Annotated in this window: 34 protein-coding genes; 19 read left to right on the top strand and 15 right to left on the bottom strand. The window is 73.1% G+C overall.

Annotated features, from left to right (window positions below):
• Positions 1 to 5: 5 nt before the first annotated feature.
• Positions 6 to 242 (bottom strand): DUF397 domain-containing protein, encoded by a 237-nt coding sequence (locus J2S42_RS35695; RefSeq protein WP_306831612.1) that lies wholly within the window; start codon positions 240 to 242, stop codon positions 6 to 8.
• 387 nt (positions 243 to 629) lie between these two features.
• On the opposite strand from J2S42_RS35695, the gene J2S42_RS35700 reads away from it, so the two are divergent.
• On the top strand, positions 630 to 1,340 hold the full coding sequence (locus J2S42_RS35700) for a GGDEF domain-containing protein (RefSeq protein WP_307246469.1): 711 nt from the start codon (positions 630 to 632) through the stop codon (positions 1,338 to 1,340).
• 2 nt (positions 1,341 to 1,342) lie between these two features.
• On the top strand, positions 1,343 to 1,624 hold the full coding sequence (locus J2S42_RS35705; protein WP_307246470.1) for a hypothetical protein: 282 nt from the start codon (positions 1,343 to 1,345) through the stop codon (positions 1,622 to 1,624).
• 73 nt (positions 1,625 to 1,697) lie between these two features.
• Here J2S42_RS35705 and J2S42_RS35710 read toward each other — a convergent pair whose 3' ends face one another.
• Positions 1,698 to 2,513, bottom strand: a complete 816-nt coding sequence (locus J2S42_RS35710) for an SAM-dependent methyltransferase (protein ID WP_307246472.1) — start codon at positions 2,511 to 2,513, stop codon at positions 1,698 to 1,700.
• A 98-nt stretch (positions 2,514 to 2,611) separates the two neighbouring features.
• A complete protein-coding gene (yaaA, locus tag J2S42_RS35715; protein WP_307246474.1) occupies positions 2,612 to 3,385 on the bottom strand; it encodes a peroxide stress protein YaaA in 774 nt (257 codons plus the stop codon).
• Positions 3,386 to 3,444: 59 nt separating this feature from the next.
• Here yaaA and J2S42_RS35720 point away from each other — a divergent pair, with 59 nt between their 5' ends.
• From J2S42_RS35720 to J2S42_RS35730, 3 genes are read left to right on the top strand one after another with little or no spacing between them, the layout of a single operon-like run.
• Positions 3,445 to 4,011 carry a hypothetical protein gene (locus J2S42_RS35720; protein WP_307246476.1) on the top strand — a complete coding sequence of 189 codons (567 nt, stop codon included), beginning with the start codon at positions 3,445 to 3,447 and terminating at the stop codon, positions 4,009 to 4,011.
• A gap of 9 nt (positions 4,012 to 4,020) precedes the next feature.
• On the top strand, positions 4,021 to 4,848 hold the full coding sequence (locus J2S42_RS35725) for an NAD-dependent protein deacetylase (protein WP_307246478.1): 828 nt from the start codon (positions 4,021 to 4,023) through the stop codon (positions 4,846 to 4,848).
• A gap of 58 nt (positions 4,849 to 4,906) precedes the next feature.
• Positions 4,907 to 5,542 carry an SRPBCC family protein gene (locus tag J2S42_RS35730; RefSeq protein ID WP_307246480.1) on the top strand — a complete coding sequence of 212 codons (636 nt, stop codon included), beginning with the start codon at positions 4,907 to 4,909 and terminating at the stop codon, positions 5,540 to 5,542.
• 185 nt (positions 5,543 to 5,727) lie between these two features.
• Here J2S42_RS35730 and J2S42_RS35735 read toward each other — a convergent pair whose 3' ends face one another.
• Positions 5,728 to 6,228, bottom strand: a complete 501-nt coding sequence (locus J2S42_RS35735) for an NUDIX hydrolase (RefSeq protein WP_307246482.1) — start codon at positions 6,226 to 6,228, stop codon at positions 5,728 to 5,730.
• A 67-nt stretch (positions 6,229 to 6,295) separates the two neighbouring features.
• Between J2S42_RS35735 and J2S42_RS35740 the strand changes: the two genes are divergently transcribed.
• Positions 6,296 to 7,186: an LLM class flavin-dependent oxidoreductase gene (locus J2S42_RS35740; protein WP_307246484.1), complete on the top strand. Its 891-nt coding sequence runs from the start codon at positions 6,296 to 6,298 to the stop codon at positions 7,184 to 7,186.
• A 24-nt stretch (positions 7,187 to 7,210) separates the two neighbouring features.
• Here the strand turns inward: J2S42_RS35740 and J2S42_RS35745 are convergent, their stop codons facing one another.
• From J2S42_RS35745 to J2S42_RS35770, 6 genes are all read right to left on the bottom strand, one after another.
• Positions 7,211 to 7,807 (bottom strand): response regulator transcription factor, encoded by a 597-nt coding sequence (locus tag J2S42_RS35745; protein WP_307246486.1) that lies wholly within the window; start codon positions 7,805 to 7,807, stop codon positions 7,211 to 7,213.
• Positions 7,804 to 8,970: a sensor histidine kinase gene (locus J2S42_RS35750; protein WP_307246488.1), complete on the bottom strand. Its 1,167-nt coding sequence runs from the start codon at positions 8,968 to 8,970 to the stop codon at positions 7,804 to 7,806. The genes J2S42_RS35745 and J2S42_RS35750 overlap by 4 nt, the downstream gene beginning before the upstream one ends.
• Before the next feature lie 13 nt (positions 8,971 to 8,983).
• Positions 8,984 to 9,727: an ABC transporter permease gene (locus J2S42_RS35755; RefSeq protein WP_307246490.1), complete on the bottom strand. Its 744-nt coding sequence runs from the start codon at positions 9,725 to 9,727 to the stop codon at positions 8,984 to 8,986.
• Complete coding sequence (locus J2S42_RS35760) at positions 9,724 to 10,629, bottom strand: ABC transporter ATP-binding protein (RefSeq protein ID WP_307246492.1); 906 nt, start codon at positions 10,627 to 10,629, stop codon at positions 9,724 to 9,726. Before J2S42_RS35760 ends, J2S42_RS35755 begins: the two co-directional genes overlap by 4 nt.
• Before the next feature lie 90 nt (positions 10,630 to 10,719).
• Positions 10,720 to 11,313: a hypothetical protein gene (locus J2S42_RS35765; RefSeq protein WP_307246494.1), complete on the bottom strand. Its 594-nt coding sequence runs from the start codon at positions 11,311 to 11,313 to the stop codon at positions 10,720 to 10,722.
• Positions 11,310 to 12,191: an ATP-binding cassette domain-containing protein gene (locus tag J2S42_RS35770; RefSeq protein WP_307246497.1), complete on the bottom strand. Its 882-nt coding sequence runs from the start codon at positions 12,189 to 12,191 to the stop codon at positions 11,310 to 11,312. The genes J2S42_RS35765 and J2S42_RS35770 overlap by 4 nt, the downstream gene beginning before the upstream one ends.
• A 50-nt stretch (positions 12,192 to 12,241) precedes the next feature.
• Between J2S42_RS35770 and J2S42_RS35775 the strand changes: the two genes are divergently transcribed.
• A complete protein-coding gene (locus J2S42_RS35775) occupies positions 12,242 to 12,637 on the top strand; it encodes a VOC family protein (protein ID WP_307246499.1) in 396 nt (131 codons plus the stop codon).
• 46 nt (positions 12,638 to 12,683) lie between these two features.
• On the opposite strand, the gene J2S42_RS35780 is transcribed toward J2S42_RS35775, so the two are convergent.
• Both J2S42_RS35780 and J2S42_RS35785 read right to left on the bottom strand, forming a co-directional pair.
• Complete coding sequence (locus J2S42_RS35780) at positions 12,684 to 12,965, bottom strand: hypothetical protein (protein ID WP_307246501.1); 282 nt, start codon at positions 12,963 to 12,965, stop codon at positions 12,684 to 12,686.
• 119 nt (positions 12,966 to 13,084) lie between these two features.
• The gene (locus J2S42_RS35785) at positions 13,085 to 13,333 is read right to left on the bottom strand and encodes a hypothetical protein (RefSeq protein WP_307246503.1); all 249 of its coding nucleotides are present in this window, start codon (positions 13,331 to 13,333) and stop codon (positions 13,085 to 13,087) included.
• Here J2S42_RS35785 and J2S42_RS42145 point away from each other — a divergent pair.
• Positions 13,332 to 13,769, top strand: a complete 438-nt coding sequence (locus J2S42_RS42145; RefSeq protein ID WP_307246504.1) for a hypothetical protein — start codon at positions 13,332 to 13,334, stop codon at positions 13,767 to 13,769. The genes J2S42_RS35785 and J2S42_RS42145 overlap by 2 nt on opposite strands.
• Here J2S42_RS42145 and J2S42_RS35795 read toward each other — a convergent pair.
• Positions 13,759 to 14,523 carry a nucleotidyltransferase domain-containing protein gene (locus tag J2S42_RS35795; RefSeq protein WP_307246506.1) on the bottom strand — a complete coding sequence of 255 codons (765 nt, stop codon included), beginning with the start codon at positions 14,521 to 14,523 and terminating at the stop codon, positions 13,759 to 13,761. The two genes, J2S42_RS42145 and J2S42_RS35795, sit on opposite strands and share 11 nt — an antisense overlap.
• Before the next feature lie 48 nt (positions 14,524 to 14,571).
• On the opposite strand from J2S42_RS35795, the gene J2S42_RS35800 reads away from it, so the two are divergent.
• Genes J2S42_RS35800 through J2S42_RS35820 form a run of 5 tightly spaced genes read left to right on the top strand, consistent with a single transcriptional unit; the run spans position 14,572 to position 18,038 of the window.
• Positions 14,572 to 15,396: a hypothetical protein gene (locus J2S42_RS35800; RefSeq protein ID WP_307246508.1), complete on the top strand. Its 825-nt coding sequence runs from the start codon at positions 14,572 to 14,574 to the stop codon at positions 15,394 to 15,396.
• Positions 15,397 to 15,451: 55 nt separating this feature from the next.
• Positions 15,452 to 16,243 carry a maleylpyruvate isomerase family mycothiol-dependent enzyme gene (locus J2S42_RS35805; protein ID WP_307246510.1) on the top strand — a complete coding sequence of 264 codons (792 nt, stop codon included), beginning with the start codon at positions 15,452 to 15,454 and terminating at the stop codon, positions 16,241 to 16,243.
• A gap of 2 nt (positions 16,244 to 16,245) precedes the next feature.
• Positions 16,246 to 16,662, top strand: a complete 417-nt coding sequence (locus J2S42_RS35810; protein WP_307246512.1) for a DUF1810 domain-containing protein — start codon at positions 16,246 to 16,248, stop codon at positions 16,660 to 16,662.
• Entirely contained in the window at positions 16,659 to 17,498 is an 840-nt protein-coding gene (locus J2S42_RS35815) for an ATP-grasp domain-containing protein (protein WP_307246514.1), read from the top strand. The genes J2S42_RS35810 and J2S42_RS35815 overlap by 4 nt, the downstream gene beginning before the upstream one ends.
• A gap of 9 nt (positions 17,499 to 17,507) precedes the next feature.
• A complete protein-coding gene (locus J2S42_RS35820) occupies positions 17,508 to 18,038 on the top strand; it encodes a DinB family protein (RefSeq protein ID WP_307246516.1) in 531 nt (176 codons plus the stop codon).
• On the opposite strand, the gene J2S42_RS35825 is transcribed toward J2S42_RS35820, so the two are convergent.
• Positions 18,008 to 18,859 carry a discoidin domain-containing protein gene (locus J2S42_RS35825; protein ID WP_307246517.1) on the bottom strand — a complete coding sequence of 284 codons (852 nt, stop codon included), beginning with the start codon at positions 18,857 to 18,859 and terminating at the stop codon, positions 18,008 to 18,010. The two genes, J2S42_RS35820 and J2S42_RS35825, sit on opposite strands and share 31 nt — an antisense overlap.
• 218 nt (positions 18,860 to 19,077) lie before the next feature.
• Here J2S42_RS35825 and J2S42_RS35830 point away from each other — a divergent pair, with 218 nt between their 5' ends.
• The 5 genes from J2S42_RS35830 (at position 19,078) to J2S42_RS35850 (ending at position 23,755) form a co-directional block, all read left to right on the top strand.
• On the top strand, positions 19,078 to 19,827 hold the full coding sequence (locus tag J2S42_RS35830; protein ID WP_307246519.1) for a phosphatase PAP2 family protein: 750 nt from the start codon (positions 19,078 to 19,080) through the stop codon (positions 19,825 to 19,827).
• 89 nt (positions 19,828 to 19,916) lie between these two features.
• Entirely contained in the window at positions 19,917 to 20,636 is a 720-nt protein-coding gene (locus J2S42_RS35835) for a phosphatase PAP2 family protein (protein WP_307246521.1), read from the top strand.
• Between the two features lie 152 nt (positions 20,637 to 20,788).
• Positions 20,789 to 21,547 carry a 3-oxoacyl-ACP reductase FabG gene (fabG, locus tag J2S42_RS35840; protein WP_307246522.1) on the top strand — a complete coding sequence of 253 codons (759 nt, stop codon included), beginning with the start codon at positions 20,789 to 20,791 and terminating at the stop codon, positions 21,545 to 21,547.
• Positions 21,540 to 22,700, top strand: a complete 1,161-nt coding sequence (locus J2S42_RS35845; protein ID WP_307246524.1) for an acyl-CoA dehydrogenase family protein — start codon at positions 21,540 to 21,542, stop codon at positions 22,698 to 22,700. The genes fabG and J2S42_RS35845 overlap by 8 nt, the downstream gene beginning before the upstream one ends.
• Positions 22,697 to 23,755 (top strand): acyl-CoA dehydrogenase family protein, encoded by a 1,059-nt coding sequence (locus J2S42_RS35850; RefSeq protein ID WP_307246525.1) that lies wholly within the window; start codon positions 22,697 to 22,699, stop codon positions 23,753 to 23,755. The genes J2S42_RS35845 and J2S42_RS35850 overlap by 4 nt, the downstream gene beginning before the upstream one ends.
• Here the strand turns inward: J2S42_RS35850 and J2S42_RS35855 are convergent.
• Entirely contained in the window at positions 23,733 to 24,503 is a 771-nt protein-coding gene (locus J2S42_RS35855; protein ID WP_307246527.1) for a class I SAM-dependent methyltransferase, read from the bottom strand. The genes J2S42_RS35850 and J2S42_RS35855 overlap by 23 nt on opposite strands.
• Positions 24,504 to 24,555: 52 nt before the next feature.
• Here J2S42_RS35855 and J2S42_RS35860 point away from each other — a divergent pair, with 52 nt between their 5' ends.
• Positions 24,556 to 25,143 (top strand): TetR/AcrR family transcriptional regulator, encoded by a 588-nt coding sequence (locus J2S42_RS35860; RefSeq protein ID WP_307246529.1) that lies wholly within the window; start codon positions 24,556 to 24,558, stop codon positions 25,141 to 25,143.
• The last annotated feature ends 3 nt before the right edge of the window (positions 25,144 to 25,146 follow it).

Genomic DNA, 25,146 nt, shown 5'->3' on the forward strand with positions numbered 1-25,146 from the left:
GGTTACTACAGCGCGAGGTGGTCGAACTCGCCGTCGCGGGCGCCGAGGATGAATGCCTCGATCTCAGCCGGGGTGTAGATCAGTGCGGGGCCCTCCGGGTCCCGGCTGTTGCGCATGGCCACGCCGCCGCCGGGAAGCTGCGCGAGTTCCACGCAGTTGCCGCTCGGGTTGCTGAAGCTGCTCTTCTGCCAGGTCACCGGAAGCTGTCCGGCCGGTACGCCGTTGTATGTCGTCTGCTGCATGGGCTGTTCTCTCCACTTGGTTGGGTTGGGGGACGTGACCGCGACGCCGACCGCCCCCAATGGGCCGACGAGTGTGCGGCTCAACCAAACCTCCGCGCCGTGCTTGTGCACGCCGTGGATGCACGTGCATCGGCTCTTGCGTCTGCACTGCATACCGAGGATGATAGCTCATGTGCATAAGCACATACTCGTTCACTCTCTGTGATCGGAAATCGGATATCTGGTGGCGAATCAGACATTTTCTCGCGGTGGCGTAGCCGTAACTGGCACACTGAGTGATCAGTCAGTTAGTGGTTCCGCCCGTCGCCGGCCGCCCGCGTGCGGGTCGGGCGGACGCGCGCGGGACTGCTTCGCCACCGCTCCGATCCTCATGACCGGGGCGCGCGCGTGGACGTGACGCTGCTGCTCGGCGGCCTGCTGCTCGCGGGCACGTCCGCGCTCGCCTGGCGGTCGCACCGCCGGGCACGACGCGCGGAAGCCGAGGCGGCCGGTCTCCGCCTCGCCCTCGACGCGGAGCGCCACGCGGCCGGCCACGACCCGCTGACCGGCCTGCCGAATCGGCGGGCTTTTTATCGGTACGGCGCCGAACTCGTCGCCGACCGCCACCGCCCCGCGATCGCCGCGGTCGTGGTGGACCTCGATGACTTCAAGCAGATCAACGATCAGTACGGCCATGCGGCCGGTGACACGGTGCTGCGCGCCGTGGCCCGCCGCCTGGCCGATTACGCCGGTGACGACCTGGTGGCCCGGCTGGGTGGCGACGAGTTCGCCGCCCTGCTGACCGGAGCCGCGATCGACGTCGCCCGCGGACGCCCAGCGGACCGCCTCTCCGCGGTGTTGTCCACGCCGATCCCCCTCGGGGGAACAGCGGACGACACCACGGTCACGGTGACCGCCTCGGTCGGACTCGTCCCGGTACCACCGGGTGCGAGCCTCGCCGAGGCACTCGGCCGTGCCGACGAGGAGATGTACGCCGCGAAGAGCGCCCGCTGCCGCGAGCCCCAGGCCGCGCCGGCCCATCCACCACCGGACACCGCGAGTCCGGAGATCACCGGGCAGCCGGCCGAACTGGCGCGTTCCAAGGCAGGAGGGTCATGAACATGTCCGCCCCCACGATTGATCCCGATCGGCGAGACCCGGCCTCGGTGGCCGCGACCGACACCTACCACCCGTCCGACCGGGTCTGGGTCTACCGGGGTGGCGCCTGGCGGGCCGGCATCGTCGAGGTCGCGTCGCGCGACGCGGCGACCGTGACCTACCGGCCGAGCAGCTCCCGGGGGACCGGCGTGGACACGCTCACCGCCCGGTTCATGCAGCCGCGCTCCGAGATCGACCCGATGCTGGACAAGAAGATCGTCCTGCCGGAGAGCCGGACCGCCTGATCAGCCCGTGGCGCAGGTGAGGCCGCGGGGACATAAAGAAGCGGTGGTGGCCGGAGGACCGGCCACCACCGCGTCAGTTCTTCCGGGCCACGCCCGCCCAGTAATAGGCCGCGGTCGGGTCCTCCGGCTCCACCGGCGGGTGCCAGGCCATCACGGGGACCAGTCCCGGTTCGACCATCTGCCAGCCGGGGACCGCGAAGTAGGCCTCGACGTCCTTGCGCCAGCGTGGCACGAACGTCATCTGGCCCTCGGTGATCGCGACCAGCTTCTCGATCGCGGGCGGGTCGAAGTCGTACGCCGGGTGTGTGATCACCACGTAACTGCCGGGCGGCAGCGCGTCCATCAGCTGGCGCACCGCGTGGCCCGGGTCGTCCGCGTCCGCGATCAGCATCAGCACCGCGATCAGCGTCAGCGCGACCGGCTTGGTCAGGTCGAGCGTGCGGGTCAGCGCCGGGTCGCCGAGCAGGCCGGCGGCGTCCCGCATGTCCGCGTGGATGTATTCCGTGGCGCCCTCGGGGCTGCTGACCAGCAGTGCCCGCGCGTGGACCAGCACGATCGGGTCGTTGTCGACGTAGACCACCCGGCACCGCGGGTCGATCGCCTGCGCCACCTCGTGCAGGTTCGGACTGGTCGGGATGCCGGTGCCGACGTCCAGGAACTGCGTGACGCCCTGGTCCCGCACCAGATATTCGACCACGCGGTGGATGAAGTCGCGGTTCTCCTTCGCCATCGCGCGGACGGTCGGGATCGTGTTCAGGAAGGCCTGGCCGACCGCGCGGTCGACCGCGAAGTTGTCCTTGCCGCCCAGCCACCAGTCGTAGATCCGCGCGGAGTGCGGTGTGCTGGTGTCCACCCCGGGTGGCGCGTGCTCGCTGTTGTCCGCAGACACCGCTGGTCCTCTCCTGGCGTTCGTCGTTCCACGACCGCCACAGGGTAGCGCCCGGCGCCGCGCCGCGGGAGCCGCGTCCCGCGACTGTGGACAGTCGGCTACAACTCGCGGACCACCACGTCGAGCGCGCCGGGGGTGGGCTCCTCCACCGTGTACTTCAGGTCGCGCAGCACGCTGACCAGCGCGGGGACGGATCGCGGCGCGGCGCCGGCGAGCAGCAGATCCCGGACCAGGCGGCCCTTCGTGGCCTTGTTGAAGTGGCTGACCACGGACCGTTTCGGCGTGCCGTCCACGATGCGCTCGTGCAGCACCCGTACCGTCGCGACGTTCTTGATCTGGTCCTTGGCCGGCCGCCAGGCCGCGGCGTAGGACGAGGAGCGCAGGTCCAGGACCGGGCCGCCGAGATCGGCCAGCGCGTCCGGGAGCGCGCGGCGCCAGTGACCGCTCATCGCGCCCAGCGGTGACACCTTCACATCCATGCCGCAGCGGTACGCCGGGAGGCGGTCGCCGAGCCGGGACACGCCGAACAGGCCGGAGAAGATCAGGATCTGGCCGTTGGCGCGGCGCTTCGCGGCCGGCGGCAGCGTGGCCAGGCCGAGCGCGTCGTAGAGCACGCCGGTGTAGAGCTTCGCGGCCGTGGTGGTGGGCGCGGTCCGCAGCAGCGCGTTGCGGCGCACCTCGTCGCGCTGCCCGGCGGACAGCCCGAGCGCCGTCACCGCCGCGTCCTCGTCGCCCGCGCACAGTGTGACCAGCGCGTCCAGCGCCGCCTCGCGTGCCGCGGTCAGCTCCGGGAAGGCCAGAGACGCCAGGTCGAGCGCGGCGCCGCGCGCGGGGTGGGCCTTGCCCTCGGACGGCGGAAGCAGGATGTGCACGACCGGCAGGTTACCCAAGCCCTTCCGTGTGCCGCCGGACACCTGCCAGAATGACGTGCGTGCGCACATTCATCGATGTTCTTCGACGTGGCGCGTGGTGGATCGTGCCCGAGGTGCTGGTCGCGGTCGGGCTCGCCGCCGGAGGCCTCTACTACAACGCGGTCGCGCCGGAGCTGTCCGAGCCGGAGCTGCGCGTGCGAGCCACCGAGATGCTCGCGGTCGAGCTGGAGCAGGCGACCGTGGACGAGCACGCCAAGCACGGCCACGTGCTGTCCGCCCAGGACCGCATGCTCTGCGAGGTCGAGATCTTCGGCGTCGACCCGGCCGGTGCAGGGCGGGAGCGGCACCTGCGCACCGCGTACGGCTACTACCTCTGCGCGGCCGGGAAGCCCGGCACGCCGTTCCTCGGCGCGCTGATGAACGCGGGGCCGGCCGTGCTGCACCTGGACGCGGCGCCGGGCGCGGACCGGGTGCGGACCGTCACGCTCCAGCAGGACTTCGACGCGCAGCTCGCCGCGATGATGCCGGAGCGCTACCGGGCGCAGGCGAGCAAGGGCTTCACCACGGCGGATCCGCCGCGGGCGCTGAAGGAGCGGTTCGAGCGGGAGGTCACGAACGTGGCATAGCCTGGGTTCGTGGAAGACGGGATATCGCGGCTGTCCGCGCTGGTGGCGGGCGGTGACGTGGCGGTGCTGAGCGGTGCGGGCCTGTCCACCGAGTCGGGCATTCCGGACTATCGGGGGCCGAGTGGGCAGTCCCGGGCGCGGACCCCGATGACGTACCAGATGTTCACCGGTGAGCCGGACGCACGCCGCCGCTACTGGGCGCGCAGCCACGTCGGCTGGCGCACGATCGCGCGCGCCGCGCCGAACGCGGGGCACGAGGCGGTCGCCGCGCTGGAACGGGCCGGGCTGCTCACCGGCATCATCACGCAGAACGTGGACGGGCTGCACCAGGCCGCCGGTGCCACCGACGTGGTCGAGCTGCACGGCGGGCTGGACCGGGTGATCTGCCTGGACTGCGGCGACGTCAGCGCGCGCGAGACGCACGACGCCCGGATGGCCGCGGCGAACCCGGCGTTCTCCGCCGAGGCGCTCTCGGTCAACCCGGACGGCGACGTGGAGATCGACGAGGGGCTGGAGGCGGAGTTCCGGGTGCCGGCCTGCGCCGCCTGCGGCGACGGGCTGCTCAAGCCGGACGTGGTCTTCTTCGGCGAGACCGTGCCGCGCGACCGGGTGCAGGAGTGCTTCGCCCGGGTCGAGTCGGCGCGGCTGCTGCTGGTCCTCGGGTCGTCGCTGACTGTCATGTCCGGGCGCCGGTTCGTGCTGCGCGCGGCCAAGCTCGGCATCCCGGTGGCGATCGTCAACCGCGGCGTGACCAGGGGCGACGCGTACGCGGGCCTGCGCCTGGACGCGCCGCTCGGCATTACCCTCAGCACGCTGGCCCGCCAATTTCAGGCTTGACTTATATAAGGCGTGACCGTTAGAAACGTAGTCGCTGTCAACACGAGGGGAGCGGCTCATGATCGATGTGGAAGCCACGGTCAGCACGGTCCGGCGCCGGGTCGGCGCACGCACGCTGGAGGCGGGTGAGGCGCGCGTGGTCACCGCGAGCCGGGTCTACGACGCACCGCTGGACGACGTCTGGGACGCGTGCACGACGCCGGACCGGCTCGCACGCTGGTTCCTGCCGGTCAAGGGCGACCTGCACCTGCACGGCCGGTACGAGCTGGAGGGCAACGCGTCCGGCACGGTCACCGCGTGCGACCCGCCGCGCGGCTTCGACGCGACCTGGGAGTTCGGCGGCGAGGTCTCGTGGATCGAGGTCCGCTTCGCGTCGGAGGGGCCGGACCGCACCCGCTTCACGCTGGAGCACATCGCGCACGTCGGCGACGAGCGGTGGGCGCAGTTCGGGCCGGGCGCGGTCGGCGTCGGCTGGGACCTGACCCTGATGGGCCTCGGCCTGCACCTCGCCGCGCCGGACTCGGTCAACGACCCGGCCGAGATGGAGGCGTGGTCGGTCTCCGCGGAGGGACGCCGGTTCATCACGCTGGCCAGCGAGGACTGGGGGCGGGCGAGCGCGGCCGCAGGGACGCCGGCCGACGCGGCCGCGGGTGCCGCGGCGCGGACGACGGACTTCTACGCCCCGCCGGCTTAGGTCCTGTATCGAAGTGGGCCTCGCCGCAGCCCGGCCATCCACTTCGATACAGGACCTAGCAGCGCACGCAACCGCCGCGCCGCCGGCGCCCCGGGCCGGGTGAACCGGGAGCGCCGGCGGACTGTGCGGCGGTTGCAGTGGTCGGCTCAGTGGGGGTCACGCTACCCGTACCGTGTGATCGTTATCTATGCCAGATTCCGGAGCCGGCGGTAGGCGTCGAAGCCGTCCGGCACCCAGTCCCACTCCGGCAGGCGGGCCTCCAGCTCCTCCGCCGTGAGGAACGCGTGCCACTCCACCTCCTCCGGCTGCGGCGCGACCGGCGACGTGCACCGCACCTCGTAGACCGCGGACCACCAGGTGTGCTCCGGCGTCTCGTAGAGGAACCTGAACAGCGGCGTCGGCTGCGGCAGGCCGGTCACGCCCAGCTCCTCGGACGCCTCCCGGTGCGCGGCCAGGTCGTAGGACTCGCCGGTGCCGACCACGCCGCCGACGAACATGTCGTAGTGCGACGGGAAGACCAGCTTGTGCGGCGTACGGCGATGCACGAAGATCCGGTCCTCGGCGTCCCGGGCCAGGATGAACACGGCCCGGTGGCGCAGCCGCCGCGCGTACACCTCGCCGCGCGGCGCCTGGCCGATCACCTCGTCGTTCTCGTCGACGATGTCCAGAATCTCGTCCTCGTTCACGCGGTCCATCCTCTGCTATCCGCAGAAGTCCTGGCCGTCCGGGTGCCGGGTGGGCGAGGCTGGCCGGGTGACGACGTTCTCGCTGCAGGCCGTGCCCCGGGACGGCGGGGCGGCCTGGCTCGGCCTGGCCCGCCGCGCGGAGGAGGCCGGCTTCGACACGCTGCTCACCGCGGACCATCCGGGCTCGTGCCCGGATCCGTACCCGGTGCTCGCCGCGGCCGCCGCTGTCACGTCCCGGATCCGGCTCGGCGTCTACGTCTCCAACGCGGGCGTCCGCGAGCCGCTGCCGCTCGCCTCCGCGGTCGCCACGCTCGACCTGCTCTCCGGCGGCCGCGCCCGGTTCGGCATCGGCGCCGGGCACACCCCGGCCGAGTGGGCCGCGATCGGCCGCACCCGGCCCGGCGTGGCCGGCCGCGTCCGGCGGTGCATCGAGGTCGCGGAGGCGGTTCGCCGGCTGCTCGACGGCGAGGAGGTCACGGTCGCCGGTCCGGCGCTGACCATGACCGGGGCCCGGCTGGACGAGCCGCGGCCGGTGCAGGCGCGCATTCCGCTGACGTTCGGCGGTGGCAACAGCGAACTGCTGCGCTGGGCCGGGCGGAACGCGGACGTCGTCGGGCTGAGCGGCCTCGGTAAGACGCTGGCCGACGGCCATCGGCACACCGTGCGCTGGTCGCTCGGCGAGATCGACGCGCAGGTCGAGCTGACCGACGGCGCCGCGCTGGAGGCGCTGGTCCAGGTCGCGGCCGTCACCGACGACCCGGTGTCCGTACTGGGACCGGTCGCCGCGGAGATCGGCACGACGGTCGAGGACCTGCGGCAGACGCCGTTCGTCCTGGTCGGCACGGAGGAGGAGATCGCCGCCGCGATCGACCGTAACCGGAGACGCTGGACCGTCGACCGGTACGTGATCCGCGCCCCCGCGCTGGAGTCCTTCGCCCCGATCGTGGCCCGCCTCTGACAGGCGGCCCCGGGGCGCCCCGGGTCAGATCCAGCCGAAGCCCTGGGCGATGCGGGCGGCCTCGTGGCGGTTGGCGGCGTTCATCTTGCCGGCGGCGGAGGAGAGATAGTTGCGGACGGTGCCGGGGGAGAGATTGGCACGGCGGGCGATGTCGTCGATCGGGGCGCCGGTGGCGGCCAGCGCGAGCACGTCCGTCTCGCGCGCGGTGAGCGGGCTGTCGCCGACGCTGATCGCCTCCGCGGCGAGCTGCGGGTCGACGTAGCGGCCGCCGGTGTGCACGGTGCGGACCACGGTGGCCAGGATGTCGGCGGAGACGGTCTTGGAGAGGAAGCCGCGCACCCCGGCGGAGAGCGCGCGCTTCAGGTGGCCGGGGAGCCCGTGGCTGGTGACGATCACGGTACGGCAGATCGGCTGGATCTCCCGGGCGACCGCGACGCCGTCGGTGTCCGGGAGTTGCAGGTCGAGCAGTGCCACGTCCGGCCGCAGCGCGCGGGCCATCCGGACCGCCTCGGCGCCGGTGGCGGCCTGACCGGCGACCGTGAGGTCGTCCTCCAGCGAGAGCAGTGCGGCCATCGCGCCGCGGATGAGGTGTTCGTCGTCGGCGAGCAGGATGCTGATCATGTATGCGGGACCGTGACCGTGAGCAGGAACGAGCCGGGCCTCTCGACACCGGCGGCGAGCGTGCCGCCGAGCGCGCTGATCCGTTCGGTGAGGCCGAGCAGGCCGCTGCCGAAGCGGACCCGGCCCGGGGAGACGCCGTCGTTGGACATGGTGAGCGTAACCGTACCGGGCGGGGCGGTCCGCAGCGTGATCGTGCAGGTGCGGGCCTCGCTGTGCCGGAGCACGTTGGTGACGGCCTCGCGGACCACCCAGCCGAGCGCGCCCTGCACGTCCGGTGGCAGGTCGTGGCCGTCGCCGATGATCCGGGCCTCGATACCGGCGGATGCGAGCAGCGAGCGCGCCCCGGCGAGTTCGTCGTCGAGGCCGGCGCTGCGGTACCCGCCGACGACCGCGCGGACGTCGGTGAGCGCGTCCTGGGCGATCCGGCGGACCTCCAGCATCTCCTCGACCGCCTGCTCCCGGCCGCGCTTGGCGAGCTGCGCGGCCAGTTCGGCCTTGAGCGCGATCACGGACAGGTTGCGGCCCAGGACGTCGTGCATGTCGCGAGCGATCCGCAGCCGTTCCTCGGCGACCGCGAGCCCGGCCTGGACGGTGCGGGCCCGGTCGAGTTCCCAGACCACGGCGAGCATCCAGAGCGAAGACCGGTACGTGACCAGCACCGTACCGCCCATGAGCAGTAGCGAGAACAACGACGGGGCCAGTTCCGGGCCGGTGATCGCGGCCGCCACCGACAGCGTCCCGAAGCCGGCGCCGATCGCCAGCAGGGACGGCCAGATGTTCCGCAGCGTCGCCAGCCCGATGATGTACGTGCAGATCAGCGCGACCACGATGAGCCCGGCCGGCTCGCCGTCCGGCGGCAGCCCGCGCAGCGCGACGGCCGAGCCGAGCGCCGTGACCGTGCCGACCGCGACCAGGAGTCGCGTCGGGCGGCCACGGCGGCCCAGGTAGTGCTCGATCCCGGCGTGCATCATCGCCGCGACCAGCACGGTGTATCCGACCGCGAGCAGCCCGGCCGTGAGCGCGACGGTGTCGGTGCTGACCGTCGCGGTGGACGAGCCGATCAGCAGCGGGATGAAGATCAGGAACACGTAGAACGAGCTGCGGAACGAGATGTCGAACCGTTCGGCCTGGCTGCGGGCGTGCCACCACGCGAGCGGGTGCATCGGTCGGGCCTCTCTAGCGGCGCGGTTCCCAGCGGAACCAGCGTTGGACGATCGTGGTGCCGGCCGCCACCCAGGCGACGAGCAGCAGCAGCGGCCGGAGCGCGTCCGACGCGGTGCCGGTACCGGCCCACCCTATGGTGATCAGCTCGATCACCGGGCCGAGCGGCAGCATGGTGAACGCGGTCTCCACCGGTCCGGGCAGCGTGCTCAGCGGGAACATCAGGCCGGCGCCGAGGAAGCAGGCGAGCAGCATCGGCATCGTGGTGATCTGGGCGAGTTCGACGGTACCGGTGATGATCGCGGACGCCGCGGCCAGCACCACGAACATCGCGACGCCGCCGATCAGGCCGATGGCGAGCAGCAGCGGGTTCGACGGCATCGGCAGGTCCAGGAAGACCGCCGTGATCACGACGATGAGCAGCGACTGGGCGAGCGCGATCACGACGGCCGGGCTCGCGGTCCCGGCGATGATCTCCGCGGCGTTGAGCGTGCCGGAGCGGAGACGTTTCAGCGTCAGCTCCTCACGGCGGGCCACGTACGCGCTGACCAGGTTGTAGTAGACGACGATGGAGAGGATGACGCCGACCATGCCGCCGGCCAGCGTCGCGCCGGCGGCCGGGTCCATGCCGGCCCGGGCCAGCTGCGGGATGAAGAGCAGACCGAACACCGGCGGGACCACCAGCGCGTTGACCAGGGCGAAACGGTTGCGCCAGAGCAGCAGCAGCTCGGCGGCGCCGATCGAGACGAGGCGGGTCATCGGGTTCCTCCGGCGATGGTCAGGAAGGCCTCTTCCAGCGAGGCGGAGCGGGCGTCGAGGTCGTGCAGCGGGAGCGCGTGGTCGTCGGCCCAGCGGAGCAGCGCGCTCAGCGTCGCCTGCAGCGCGTCCGTCTTGATCACGACGGCGGCGCCGTCCCGGGTTATCGTCGGCGAGCCCGGCAGGTCCGGGATGTCGGTTCCGATGGAGGCCGAGAAACTGATCCGCGCCGGGTACGCGCTCACCACCTGCGCCACCGTGCCGGTCGTGACAACGGTGCCGGTGTGCATGATGGCGAGCCGGTCGGCCAGCGCCTGCGCCTCGTCCAGGTAGTGCGTGGTCAGCAGCACGGTGGTGCCGGCCACCAGCAGGTCCCGGATCACCCGCCAGGTGTTCCGCCGGCTCTCCGGGTCGAGGCCGGTGGTCGGCTCGTCCAGGAACAGCACCTCCGGGCGGCCGAGCAGAGCCAGCGCCAGATCCAGCCGGCGCCGCTCGCCGCCGGAGAGCTGCTTCACCCGGACCCCGGCGCGGTGGCCGATCCCGGCCAGCTCCAGCGCCTCCGGTACCGGGCGCGGGCCGGGCAGCGTGCCGGCCCACATCCGGGCCGTCTCGGCCACGGTCAGGTCCGCCGGGAAGCCCGCGTCCTGCAGCATCACGCCGATCCGTGGGCGTACCGTGGCGCGGTCCCGGTAAGGGTCCTGGCCGAGGAGCCGGACCGTGCCGCCGCTCGGCCGGTCCAGCCCTTCGACTATCTCCATGGTGGAGGTCTTGCCCGCGCCGTTCGTGCCGAGCAGCGCGAACAACTCGCCGTGCGCGACGTCGAAGGAGATGCCCTTCACCGCCTCGAATCCGCGCGGCCCGCCGTAGCGGCGGCGCAGATCCCGTACCTCGATCGCCTGTGTCATGTCCATGAGTCTGTTGCCCGGAAGGGCATGACATCAGTACGCCGGATCATGGATAACCACGGCACTCTCACGGTTCGGACATGACAAATGTCAGTCGGTCACGTCCCGGCGGGCGAGTCCGATCGCGACGGCGAGCGCGCCCGCGGTCCACGCGCAGAACTTGACCAGCTGCTCCGGCTTGCCGCTGATCGAGGCCAGGAACATGGTGACCGGCAGCGGGTAGTCCAGCTGGAAGATCGCACCCTCCACGATGATCAGCCAGCCGGTGAAGCCGAGGATCAGCCACAGTGGACGGCGGACGATCGTGGCCAGCGCGGCCGCGAAGATCGCGATGACCGGGACCGCGGACAGCCCGGCCACGACCAGCCCCGGCTGGTCCCGCACGCCGATCGCGCTGACCACCGCGATCAGCGCACCGACGATCGCGGACGCGATGATCTGGCCGGCCAGCACGACCAGCCGGTTCGGCCGGGCCAGGTAGGTGAGCACCATCGTGCGGTGCGCGAACTGGGAACCGACCACGTTCGCGGTGACCGCGAACGTGCCGGCGCCGACGATCAGGCCCCAGAACGCGGCGCCGAACCAGGAGACGGCATAGCTGGCGGCGACCACCACGATGACGGACAGCCACACGGACCGGATGGTGGCGAACCGGTACAGCTCGGACGCGACGATGGAGATCATCTGGTGCCCACCATCTCGAGGAAGACCTGTTCCAGATCGGGTACGTGCGTGGTCAGCTCGCCCAGCGGCACCCCGGCCTCGAACGCCAGCTCGCCGATCCGCGCGGCGTCCAGCCCGTACACGTCGATCGCCTCGCCGTCCGGTGACTCCAGCGTCGCGCCGGTGGGCTCCAGCGCCTCCCACAGTCGCTGTGGGTCGCGCCCGCGGACCCGCACGTGTGCCGTCGCGCCGGCGGTGAACTCGGCCAGCGGCCCGGTGCTGACCACCCGCCCCTGCGAGACCACCACTACGTCGTCGACCAGCTGGGACAGCTCGGCCAGCAGGTGACTGGAGATCAGCACGGTGCCGCCGCTGTCCGCATGCTCGCGCAGCAGCCCGCGCATCCAGGCGATGCCCTCCGGGTCGAGGCCGTTCGCCGGCTCGTCCAGGATCAGCACCGGCGGCTCGTGCAGCAGCGCGGTCGCGATGGACAGCCGCTGCCGCATGCCGAGCGAGTAGCCGGCCGTGTGCTGCGCGCCCGCCTCGGCGAGCCCGACGGTCTCCAGCACCTCGTCGATGCGCCCGGTGGGCGCACCGGAGAGGATCGCGTGCGTCCGCAGGTGCGCCCGGCCGGTCTGGCCCGGGTTCGCGATGCCCTGCTCGACGACCGCGCCGACGGTGCGCGCCGGAGCCTTGAGCTTCCGGTACGGCACGCCGTCGATCAACGCCTGCCCGCGGGACGGCCGGATCAGCCCCAGCAACATGCGCAGCGTGGTCGTCTTCCCCGACCCGTTCAGCCCGAGGAAACCGGTCACCCTGCCCGGCGTGGCGGTGAAGGTCGCACCGTCGACGGCGGCCGCCTTCCCGTACCACTTGGTCAGCTCAACAGCCTCGATCATCGCGCCATCATGCCGGTTCCGGCCGTCACGCGGGGCGTAGGATTCTCGCCGTGAATCTTGATCTTGTGGCGATCGTGGTGACGGACTATGACGAGGCGATCCGGTTCTTCGTGGACGTGCTCGGGTTCGAGCTGGTGGAGGATTCGCCGTCGCTGACGAACGACGGGCGGGCGAAACGCTGGGTGGTGGTGCGGCCACCGTCCGGTGGGACCGGGCTGCTGCTCGCCAAGGCGGACGGCGAGGCGCAGGAGGCGGCTGTCGGGAATCAGACCGGTGGCCGGGTCGGGTTCTTCCTCCGCGTCGACGACTTCGACGCGACGTTCCAGCGGCTCCGGGCGTACGGCGCCGAGATCACCGGGGAGCCGCGGCACGAGGAGTACGGCACCGTCGTCGTGTTCCGGGACCTGGCCGGGAACCGCTGGGACCTGCTCGGACCGCGCCCCTAGAAAGGTCCACTGCGCGCGGCCCGGGCCTGTCCTACATTGAGGACAGTCACGCGCGGAGGAGGTTCACCATGGACCGGCGTAGTGTGCTGGCACTCGGCGCAGGCGTGGCGGCGGCACCGCTGCTCACCGCCTGCGCCGGTGCCTCGACCAGCGGCGGCGGTGGCGACGGCACGGTCACGCTGCTGTCCAACCAGTTCAGCCCGGTCGAGGAGCGGCAGCGCTTCGAGACGATCCTGAAAACGCGGGTGACGGCCGCGCCGGTCGCGTTCAACCAGGTCGAGACCGGCATCTTCGCGTCCACGCTGCAGAGCCAGGTGGACTCCGGCAAGCCGCAGATCAGCGTTCTTCCCGGTCACGAACGCGCCGGTCCCGGCGGACCTGCCGGCCGCGGTCGCGCTCGCGGAGGCGGCCATCTCGGCGCAGCGCGACGCGCCGAACGCGATCCTGTCACTGCCGCCGGTCGGGCTCGGCGCCCGCGACGGCGAGGTCGCCCAGGTCTTCAAGGACACGTTCAAGGAGATCCTGATCGACGGCAACGACGTCAAGGCCGTGGTCGACGCGCAGGGCGCCCGGCTGGACAGGATCGTGGCCGAGGCGAAGGTACCGTGCTGGGCGCCGGACCCGGCCGGGGCGGAATGCCGTGTCGCCTAAGCGGCTCACCGCGGTCTGGCTGATCCTGCCGTCGCTGGTCTTCATGACGCTGCTGTTCCTCTGGCCGCTGCTCACCGGTCTGGCCGCCGCGTTCACCGGCGCGGACGGGCCGACCACCGTGCACGTGCGGCGCATGCTGGAGGACGCGTACTTCTGGGAGGCGATGCGCAACACCGCGCTGCTGATCGTGGTGCCGCGGCAGCGCGTCGCGGTCGCCCGCGCGATCGTGGTGGACGCGGCCGTGCTGCTGATGGACGAGCCGCTGTCCAACCTGGACGCGCTGCTGCGGCTCCAGTTCCGGGCCGAGCTGAAGAAGATCGTCGGCCGGCTCGGCACCACCACGCGCTGGGCCGGTCACGAGCTGAAGGTCAGCACCGGTCCCGGCTTCCCGGCGAAGAGCGGTGACACGGTACGGCTGACGCTGCCCCCGGCCGCGCTGCGCTTCTTCGATCCGGAGACCGGGCTGGCGCTCACGCTGTGATCCCGGCCGGGTCTCCCGCCGAGATCTCGGCCAGCACGCGGCGCTGGAACGCGCGGGCCGCGTCCGGGTCCGGTGCGGCGCCGTCGCCGGCCGCGACGCACCGGGCGATCAGGTCCGCGTCCGGGTCGCCGTCCGCGATGATCCGCCGGCCGGCCGCGAGCTTGTCCAGCCAGGCGCCGTGCCGGATGCGGGCCAGCGCGCGGCAGGCGCCGAGCACCGCGTCGCCCGGTACCGGGCCGGGCCGGGCCAGCCACCAGGTCAGCGCGTCGCGCAGCGGCGGGCGCAGGTCGTCGATCTCGGCGAACGCGCCGGCCGCGGGCTCGCCGAACAGTGCCCGGCCGTGCTGGTGCAGGATGCTGCGGTCCAGTGCGTACCAGAACAGGCCGTCCGCGGGCGGGCGCTGATCGGGCGCGTAGGTGGCCCGGAAGTCCATCCGCTCGCCGCTGTTCAGCTCCAGCTCGAAGCCCGGCTCGGCCGTACCCGAGCGGGCGTTGTCCCGGGTGTAGACCACCAGCTCCAGGCCACGGGCCGGGCAGGGCAGCGCCTCGTGCCGCAGTCGTGCCACCAGCGCGCGCTTCACCGGCTCGGCCAGCGGCGCGGCACAGACCAGCGCGACGTCGACGTCACTGCGGCCCGGCCGGTAGGCGTCCAGCGCGACGGACCCGGCCGCGTACGCCCCGACCAGGGCGTCGCCCAGCACGTCGCGCGCGGCGTCGGCCAGGGCATCCAGGTAACGGGCGACGTCGGTGTCCACGTCACCATCTCTACCAGGTCGTTGCGGGTACTCCGTACGGTTGTCCGGGTGATCAAGCGTTTCGTGCTCGCGGCCGTCCTGCTGGTCCTGGCCGGGTGCGGCGGGCCGGCGGCGGACGGGCGGGACGACCCGTGGAGCGCCGCGGGCGTCGACGCACCCGCGATCGCGGAGCGGCAGGAGAACGGCCGGACCGTCGTGGTCGTCTCCGCCACCACGACGCTGCCGCTCCCGGCGGAGAAGAACCGGACCGGTTTCGACCGGCGGGCCGCGAAGATCGTCTGGCGCCACCACGTGGGTCGCGTCGACGCGATCGACCTGACCACGGACAGCGGGAGTTCCGAGCCGTACCGGCGGACGTGGGAGCGGCCCGGTCTGGAGGCCGCGTTCGGTCCGCGACCGGCCGGGCCGGATCTCGGGCGTGCACCCGAGCCGGGTCCGGCGCCGTCGGCCGGGCCGTTCGCGGATCCGCACCCGGCCACGGCCGGTGACGCCGCCGGGATCATCATCGACGTGCTGCACCGGACGTCCCGCGACCACTTCGGCATGGCCCCCGCGCCGCTCGCGCCGGAGGACGGCGACGAGTGCTACGAGGACGGGCTGTTCGGTGACCGGCCGAGCGGCACCGTGCAGAGCGGATACCCGGTCGAGTTCCCGGCCGGCTTCACCACCGCGGACCCGGAGTCGCTGCTGCCCGGCCTGGCCGAGTACTGGGCATCGCTCGGCCTGCGGGTGGACACCGGGCGGCTGGACGACGGGCTGGCCGACCTGACCGCCACGGTCCCCGGCACCGGCGGCGTCGCGGTGACCGTGCGCGACTCCGGCGAGCATCCGATGAACATCCATGGGTACACGGTCTGTCTGCCGCCGCGATGATCGGGGAGGAGCATGATGTGGGGGTCATACGAAGCTACCGATGGGCAGGATGCAGATGAGCACAGCCGCCGACAGCGTCATCGCCGTGCTGCGGGCCGGTCATGACGAGCTGGTCGCGTTCGTGGGCAAGCTCTCGCCGGACGACCTGACCCGGCGGTCCGCCGCCGACGAGTGGACGGTCGCGCAGGTGCTCAGTCATCTGGGCAGCGGCGCCGAGATCCACCTGGCCACGGTGATCGCCGGCCGGGACGGCACGGACATGCCCGGCCCGGACTTCAACCGGGGTGTCTGGGCACGCTGGGACGCGATGGCACCGGCCGAGCAGGCCGCCGGGTTCGCCGAGTCGAACGCCCGGCTGATCGAGATGTTCGAGGCGCTGGACGACGACCAGCGGGAGAACGTGCGGGTCGTGTTCGGCTGGCTGCCGTCCCCGGTCGACGTGGCCGCCTCGGCCCGGCTGTGGCTCAGCGAGTTCGCGCTGCACGCCTGGGACGTCGAGGCCGCGCTCGACCCGCGGGCCCACGTGCGCGCGGACGCGGTGGCGATCCTGCTCGACCACGCGCCGCACATGTTCGGCTTCATGGGCCGGACCGACTCGCTCGGCGGCGGGGAGCACCGGCTCGCGGTGCGGCTGACCGACGCGGACCGGTCGTTCGGCCTGCACCTGGGCGGCGTGGTGGCGAAGACGGAGACCCCGGCGGAGCCGGACGGCACGCTCACGCTGCCCGCGGAGGCACTGATCCGGCTGCTGTACGGCCGGTTCAAGGAGCCGTACGACACGGACGGGGTCTCGGTCACCGGGCCGCTGGGCCTGGACGGCCTCCGCCGCGTCTTCCCGGGCTTCTGAGCATGACGGATCTGCAGCGGTTCGTGGACGCCCAGGCGGGCGTCCACGAGCGCGCCCTGGCCGAGCTGACCGCGGGCGACAAGCGCAGCCACTGGATGTGGTTCGTCTTCCCGCAGCTGGCCGGCCTGGGCCGCAGCGACATGGCCCAGCGGTACGCGCTCGCCTCGCTCGACGAGGCCCGCGACTACCTGGCCCATCCGGTCCTCGGCCCGCGCCTGCGCGCGTGCACGCGCGCGGTGCTCGGGGTCCGGGACCGCACCGCGGCGGACATCCTCGGCGTCGTCGACGCGCAGAAGCTCCGCTCGTCGATGACGTTGTTCGCGCTGGCCGCGCCGGACGAGACGCTGTTCGGCGAGGTCCTGGACCGCTACTACGACGGTGAGCGGGACCCGCTCACGGAGGAGCTGATCGCCCGATGATCCTGATCGTGCCGTCCGACCCGATGCGGCCGCGCCGGCCCGACGAGCACTTCGCGGCCGAGGCCGCGGCCGCGCGGGAGGCCGGTGCCGAGGTCGCGGTGGTCGACCACGACGCGCTGGCCGCCGGTGCCGACGCGGACCGCGCGGTGGCGCGGGTCTCGGCCGGCCCGGACGTGGTCTACCGCGGCTGGATGCTGCCGGCCGGCGGCTACGCGACGATGGCGGACGCGCTGGCCCGGCGCGGCGCCACGCTGCGGACCGGCGCGGCGGACTACCGGCGGGCGCACGAGCTGCCCGGCTGGTACGACGCGCTGCGCCCGGTCACGCCCGAGTCGGTCTGGACCCACGGCGACGGCCGCGCCGCCTTCGACCAGGCCCGTGAGCTGCTGACGGACGGGCCCGCGATGCTTCGCGACTACACCAAGAGCGTGAAGCACCACTGGCACGAGGCCGCGTACGTGCCGGAGCTGGCCGACGCGGACGCGGCCTGGCGGGTCGCGTCCCGGCTTCGGGAGCTGCGCGGCGAGGACTTCACCGGCGGGTTCGTGCTCCGCCGCTTCGAGCCGCTGACCGCGCCCGAGGTCCGGACCTGGTGGATCGCCGGGGAGGCACGCCTGACCGGGCCGCACCCGGACACACCGGGGGATACCGGCACGCCGGACCTCACCGCGGTCGCGCCGCTGGTCGCGCGGCTCGGGCTGCCGTTCGTCACGGTCGACCTGGCACGCCGGGAGGACGGCGTGTGGCGGGTGGTCGAGCTGGGTGACGGGCAGGTCAGCGACCGGCCGGGCGCGGTACCGGCGGAGGCGTTGATAGCGGCGCTGCTCGCGGGGTAACACTGTGCGATGAACACCCTCCAGCCCGAACCCGGGCCCGGCACCGACGTGCGCGAGCTGTTCCTCACCTACCTCGACTACTACCGGTCGTCGATCGCGGACACAGTGGCCGGCCTCTCCGAGGAGCAGCTCCGCGACTACCGGCTTCCCTCCGGCTGGTCACCGATCGAACTGGTCAAGCACCTGGTGCACATGGAGCGCCGCTGGCTCGTCTGGGGCGTGGCCGGTGCCGCCGTCACGGATCCGTGGGGGGAGAGCGCGGACGAGCGCTGGACCGTACGGCCGGACGAGTCGATCGACGACCTGCTGGCACAGCTGCGCGCGGGTGGCGCCGGCACGCGCCGGATCATCGGCAACCGCGCGCTGTCCGCGTCGTCCGCGACCGGTGGACGGTTCCCGAAGGGCAAACAGGCGCCGCCGAGCGTGGCCGCGGTGCTCTTCCACGTGCTGCAGGAGTACGCGCGGCACGCCGGTCACCTGGACATCGCGCGCGAACTGATCGACGCCGGTCAGCGTACTCGCAGCTCCAGCACGGAGTAGCCGTACCGGCTGTTGCGCGCGGTGGCGTACAGCCGGACGTAGCGGGCGACCGCGGGCTCGCGCACGGTGACCGTACCGCCGCTGCCGCCGGCCGTCCGGTAGAGCACGGTCCAGGTCCGGCCGTCCGTCGACGCCTCCACGCGGTACGCGGTCGCGTACGCGTGCTCCCAGGCGATCTGCACCTCGCGCACCGCCCACGCCTCGCCCAGGTCCACGGTCAGCCAGCCCGGATCGGTGAACGCGCTGCTCCAGCGCGTGCTCAGATCGCCGTCGACCGCGTTGGACGCCTTCCACGGGTCGCCCTCCACGCCGGAGACCTCGACCGGGCGGCGCAGCGCCAGGTTTCCCCCGCCCGGATTGGCCCGCCCGGCCGGCTTCGGTGGCGTCTTCTTCACCGCCGGTGCCTCCGGCGCCCCGCCGGACGCGCTCGGGCTCGCCGACGGGCTCGCGGAGGGGGTGCCGGACGGCGACGCGGACGGGGTTGCGGACGCCGGTGCCGGCGAGCCGGGGCCGGCCTCCGGCGGCACCCGCACCTCCACCGTGGTCACCGGCACCACCACACCGGCCCGGTCGGGACGCGGCGCGGACCTCGCCGCGACGAACACCGCCGTCGCGGCGGCCACGGCCAGCACGGCCAGCGCGCCTCCGATCATCAGCAGCGGCCGGCGGCGCCGGTCCTCCGCCGCGGGCGCCGCCGGGGCATCGTCCGGCGCCGGCGTCTCCGGTACGTCCGCCACCCGGCGCGGGAACATCGTGCGCAGCGCGTGCGCCCGGTCGGCCGCGTAACCGGCCCGATTCGCGTCGTCAGGTGGAACCGTCACGTCGTCGTGCCTCCGAGGTGCATCAATTGTCGCTTACGGTGGTATCAGCGCCGGTGTGGCGCGTTTCGTCACGGTCCGGCCGTACCGCCCCGCGCGGGTCACCGCGACGGTAGGAGCGCCGGGAGTCCGGCGGACAGCCCACCCGCTGCCCACCGGTGCTCATGCCGGTCCCAGGCGGATGGCAGATTCTTCTCAGCCGAGCCGGGTAAGAAGCCGGGATGGACGTGAAGACCTGGTGGGCGCGCAGGACCGATCGGCACGACTGGCTCGGTCTGCGGATGACGCTCGCGGCCGTCGCCGCCGCGCTGATCCTCATCCCGTTCTCGATGATCGCGATGCTGGTGGTGTCGCGCTGGGAACCGTTGCGCGCGCTCGACCAGCGGGTGGCGGAGGCGCTCTACACGTTCGTGCGGGCCCGGCCGGACTGGGTCGACGCGACGCAGACCTGGACCGACGTGTTCGCGCCGACGCCGCTGCGGATCACCGTGGTGCTGCTCGCCGTGCTGCTCTGGTGGCGCGGCGCGCACCGGGTCGCGCTCTGGGCGGTCACCACGATCGCGGCCGGTGGCGTGCTCGGTCTGCTGCTCAAGCTGCTGTTCGGCCGAGCCCGGCCGGAATGGCTGGACCCGGTGTCGTCCGCGCCCGGCTACTCGTTCCCGTCCGGCCACGCGATGACGGCCGCGCTCGCCCCCGCCGTGCTGCTGCTCATGCTGCTCCCGCTCACCGACCGCCTGCCGCACCGCGGTCTGGTCCGCGCCGTGCTGTGGGCCGGCGCGCTCGCGGTCGCGCTCGGCACCGGGCTCAGCCGTGTCGTGCTCGGCGTGCACTGGATGAGCGACGTCCTGGGCGGCTGGATCATCGGCATCGCCGTCGTCGCCGCCACCACCGCCGCGTTCGAGACCTGGCGCGGCGCCGCCCACCGCCCCCTGACCGAGGGTCTTCGCGAGGCCCAGCCGGCCGGCCGCTGACGGCGAGCGGCGGGCCGTGCGGTCGTCGTGCGGCCAGATGACGGACGGCGGGGTTTGATGTCGAGTGACGCCAGGGTATGGAATCGGCCATGTCACTCGCCGGAACCTGGGCCGTGGTGCGGCAGGCCGCCGCGCGGCTGGTGCTGCCCCTCGCCCTGCTCTACGCCGCGCTGGTCGGCCTGGGGCTGTTGATCACCCGCGTGCTGCACGACGACTGGCCGCTGACGCTCGAGGACGACGTCAACCGCCAGCTGGAGCAGGAGCGGGGCGGCACCGCCGACGCGGTGTCGAAGGTGTTCAGCACGCTCGCCGACACGCACACGGTCATCGCGATCACCGCGGTCGTCGCGCTCGTGCTGTTCCTGACCTCGCGGAACTGGCGCGAGCCGGCGTTCATGATCGGCGCGGTGGCGGCACAGTCGATCATCTTCGTGCTGACCACGCTGGTGATCGACCGGGAGCGCCCGGCCGTGGAACACATGGACGTGTCGCCGCCGACGTCCAGCTTCCCGAGCGGGCACACGTCGGCCGCGATCGCGCTCTACGTCGGCCTGGGGCTGGTGATGGCGTCCCGGTGCGTGACCCGGCGTGGGCGGTGGACCTGGCTGGCACTGCTGGTGGCGGTGCCGCTGGGCGTGGGGCTCACCCGTCTCTACCGCGGCATGCACCACCCGAGTGACCTGTTCGGCTCGATCGTCAACGCGGCCACGGTGCTGTTCATCATGGCGCGCGCGTTCCTGGACAAGACGGTCCACTGGGGGCGAGAGGCGGCCGGCGCGGTCCGGGACCGGATCGCGGCCAGAACCTGACCGCGCGCGGATCGGCGGCGGGGTGCACGAGGCGTGCGCCCCGCCTATTTTCGTTGCTCGATGGATCTGCGGGCCGCGCGCGTACTAGCGTGACACCTGAACGGCGGTTATATTGCACTGTCAGTGCACAAACTGCGGAGGGTGGGGCACCGATGGCGGAGCAGCAGCGGGTGGCGATCGTGACCGGGGCGGCGCGTGGAATCGGGGCGGCCACCGCGCTCCGGCTCGCCGCGGACGGGCTCGCGGTCGCGGTCCTGGACCTGGCCGAGACGGATGCGAAGGGCACCGCGGACGCGATCGTGGCGGCCGGCGGGCGGGCGCTCGCGATCGGCGCGGACGTGTCGGACGCCGCGCAGGTCACCGCGGCCGTCGACCGGGTCGCGGCCGAGCTCGGCCCGCCGGTCGTGCTGGTCAACAATGCCGGCGTGATCCGGGACAACCTGCTGTTCAAGATGACCGACGCGGACTGGGACACGGTGCTCGGCGTGCACCTGCGCGGCGCGTTCCTGATGACCCGGGCCGCGCAGGCGCACATGACGGCCGCGAAGTGGGGCCGGATCGTCAACCTGTCCAGCACGTCCGCGCTCGGCAACCGGGGCCAGGTCAACTACGCGGCCGCGAAGGCCGGCATGCAGGGCTTCACGAAGACGCTCGCGCTGGAGCTGGGACCGTTCGGCGTGACAGCGAACGCGGTCGCGCCCGGCTTCATCGTCACCGACATGACCGCGGCCACCGCGGCCCGGGTCAAGGTGCCGTTCGACGTCTACCAGGAGAAGGCAGCCGAGCAGATCCCGGTACGCCGGGTGGGCCGCCCGGAGGACGTCGCGCACACCATCTCGTTCCTCGCCTCCGAGGGCGCCGGCTTCGTCTCCGGCCAGGTCATCTACGTGGCCGGCGGCCCGCGTGACTGACGTCCGGGAGCTGGTCCGGGCGTTCCGCGCGTCGGCACCGACGGACGACCCGGTGGCGTTCCTGCGCGCCCGGTTCGACGCCGGGCTCGCCTGGGTGCACTACCCGGCCGGGCTCGGCGGGCTCGGCCTGCCGCGCGAGCAGCAGGCGATCGTGGACGAGGAACTGGCCGGCACACCGTCCAACGACCCACGCCGGATCGGCATCGGGCTCGGCATGGCCGCGCCCACGCTGCTCCGGCACGGCACCGCCGCGCAGAAGCGGCGGTTCCTCCGTCCGCTGTGGACCGGCGAGGAGCTGTGGTGCCAGCTGTTCAGCGAGCCGGGCGCCGGTTCCGACCTGGCCGGGCTGGCCACCCGCGCGGTCCGCGACGGCGACGGCTGGCGGATCACCGGGCAGAAGGTCTGGACGTCGATGGCGCACCGCGCCCGGTGGGCGATCCTGCTCGCCCGCACCGATCCGGACCTGCCCAAACACCGCGGCCTGACGTACTTCGTCTGCGACATGACCGCGCCCGGCGTGGACGTGCGGCCGCTGCGGCAGCTCACCGGCGAGGCCGAGTTCAACGAGGTGTTCCTGACCGACGTGTTCCTCCCTGACGACCTGCGGCTCGGCGCGGTCGGCGAGGGCTGGGCGGTCGCCCGGACCACGCTGATGAACGAGCGCGTCTCGATCGGCGGCGGCGCGCTGCCCCGCGGCGGCGGCCTGATCGGCGTGCTCACCGCGCTCTGGACCGGCCGGCCGGACGTGCGGACCGCCGCGGCGCACGACGAGATGATGCGGCTCTGGGTGGCGGCCGAGGCCGCGCGGCTGACCGGCGTGCGCGCCCGGCAGCAGCTCGCGGCCGGTGATCCCGGACCGGAGGGGTCCGCGGTCAAGCTCGCGTTCGCCGAGCTGGCGCAGCGGATCACCGGGCTGGAGCTGGAGCTGCGGGGCGCCGACGGGCTCCGGCACGACGACTGGACCATGCGGCGCGGCGAGGCGGTCGACTTCGAGGGACGGTCCCCGACGTACCGGTGGCTGCGTGCGAAGGGCACGTCGATCGAGGGCGGCACGTCCGAGATCCTCCGGAACATCATCGCGGAGCGGGTGCTCGGCCTGCCGGCCGAGCCGCGCACCGACACCACCGTCCCGTGGCGGGAGCTGCCCCGATGAACCTGCTGTACAGCCAGGACGAGGAGTCCTTGCGCGACTCGCTCCGTGCCCTGCTCCGCTCGCGCGCCGGGTCGCCGGACGACGGCTTCGACGCGCAGGTGTGGCGGCTGCTCGCGGCGGAACTGGGCGTGACCGGGCTGATCGTGCCGGAGAAGCTCGGCGGCGCGGGCGCGAGCCTGCGCGAGGCCGCGCTGGTGATGGAGGAGCTGGGCCGGTTCCTGACCCCGGTGCCGTACCTCGGCTGCGCGGTGATGGCGGTGACCGCGCTGCGGGTCGCGGGCGACACCACGGTGCTGTCGCGGATCGCGGACGGGTCGGCGTGCGCGGCGCTGGCGGTGCCGTTCGCCGGGCCCGGCGGCGACGTGCGGGTCACCGGTGGTACGCTGACCGGGCGGGTCGCGTCGGTGGCGGACGCACTGGCCGCGGACGTGCTGCTGGTGCCGGCCGGTGACGAGCTCTACGAGGTGGCCGCGGACGGGCCGGGCGTCACCCGTACCCCCGTGGTGTCGCTGGACGTCACTCGGCCACTGGTGGACCTGACGCTGTCCGCGGCACCCGGCCGGTCGATCGGCCCGGCACAGCCGGCGCTGGGCGCGGCGCGCACGGCCGGCGCCGCGCTGCTGGCGTCGGAGCAGCTCGGCGTGGCCGAGTGGTGCCTGGACAGCACCGTGGAGTACGCGCGGACGCGGATCCAGTTCGGCCGGCCGATCGGCTCGTTCCAGGCGATCAAGCACCGGCTGGCGGACGTCTGGGTGTCGGTGACGCAGGCCCGCGCGGTGGCCCGGTTCGCGGCCGGTGCGGTGTCCGGCGTGGAGCTGGACGGCGCCGAGCCGCGGCTGGCGGCCGCGCTGGCGCAGGCGCACTGCGGCCCGGTGGCGGTGCGGGCGGCGGAGGAGTGCGTGCAGCTGCACGGTGGCATCGGCTTCACCTGGGAACATCCGGCGCACCTCTACCTGAAGCGCGCCAAGACCACGTCGGTCGCGCTCGGCACCGCCGCCGCGCACCGCGGGGAACTGGCCGGGCTGCTCGGCCTCACGCCCGCCGGGACGCCGTGACCACCAGCGTGGTGACGTGCACGGTGACCACGCCGTCGATCGCCGCGCCGATCCGGTCGAGCAGCGGGCGCAGCCGGTCCGGGGGCAGGCGGGTGTAGAAGCCCTGGGTCGGCACCAGGTCCAGCCACTCGTCGCGGGTGTAGCGGCGTGCCGACTCGAACCGCCACTCCTCCGGTTCGGTGAAGGCCGCCGCGGCGCGGAGCCCGTCCGCGGCCGTCGCGCCCATCGCCGCGTAGGCCTCCGCCGCGGAGGCCGGCAGGCGCGGCAGCTCGGGCAGTACCTCCGCGTTGACCCGCGCGAACGTCTCGGCGACCGCGGGTTCCGGCTGCATGCCGTTCCAGAACAGCGCGATCCGCCCGCCGGGCCGCAGCACCTCGGCCGCGCGCCGCGCACCGGCGACCGGGTCGACCCAGTGCCAGGCCTGGCCCGCGACGACCAGATCGACGGTACGGCCGTGCGGCTCCCAAGCCTCGAACGTCGACTCGTCCACCTCGATGCCGTCGCGGCGGGCCAGTGCGGCCATCCGCGGGTCCGGCTCGACGCCGTGCACCCGGCAGCCGGCCCGGAGGAACGGACGCGAGGAGATGCCGGTGCCGCAGCCGACGTCCAGCACGTCCGGCCGCTCTCCGGGCGTGGCCTCCAGGACGGCCCGGACCATCGCGCCGGGGTAGCCGGGACGGGCTCGGTCGTACCGTGTGGCGTCGTTGCCGAAGGATTCCGCGACCTGCCGATGTTCGTGAGTGGGCATGTGCCCACAATAGTGGGCACATGCCCACTTGGTTGGCCGGTAATCTGACACCGTGCCGACCGGTGTGGCGATTCGCGACGTGCGCGAGCACCTGTTCGCCGCCGCCGAGCGGATCCTGGTCCGGGACGGCGCCGCGGCGCTGACCAGCCGTGCCGTCACCACCGAGGCCGGTGTCGCCAAGGGCGTGCTGCACCGGCACTTCCCGGATTTCGACGGCTTCCTCGCCGATCTGATCGACGACCGCATCGCCGCGCTGGCACCGCGCGCCGCCGCGCTGCGGGAGTCGGTCGGCACCGGCACCGTGGTGGGCAACCTGGCCGGCGCGATGACCGCGCTCTTCAACTCCGTCGCGGTCGCGCTGATCGGTCTGATGATCTTCCGGGACGACCTCCGCGCCCGGCTCCGCGCCGCGCACCCGGGCGGCGTTCCGCTGCTCGCGGACGCGGTCGCGATGATCGCGTCCTATCTGGCGCTGGAACGCGACGCCGGCCGCCTGGCCCCGGACGCGGACCCGCAGATGCTCGCGTACACGCTGATCGGCTCCGGCCACCTGCTGTCCGCCGGCCGCCGCACGTCCCCGCCGGACGAGCACGAGGTCTCCCGCATGATCACCGCGGTCGTCGCCCCGTCGCTGCGCTGAATC

Origin of the sequence: Catenuloplanes indicus, from assembly GCF_030813715.1 — a bacterium.
Taxonomy (GTDB): Bacteria; Actinomycetota; Actinomycetes; order Mycobacteriales; family Micromonosporaceae; genus Catenuloplanes; species Catenuloplanes indicus.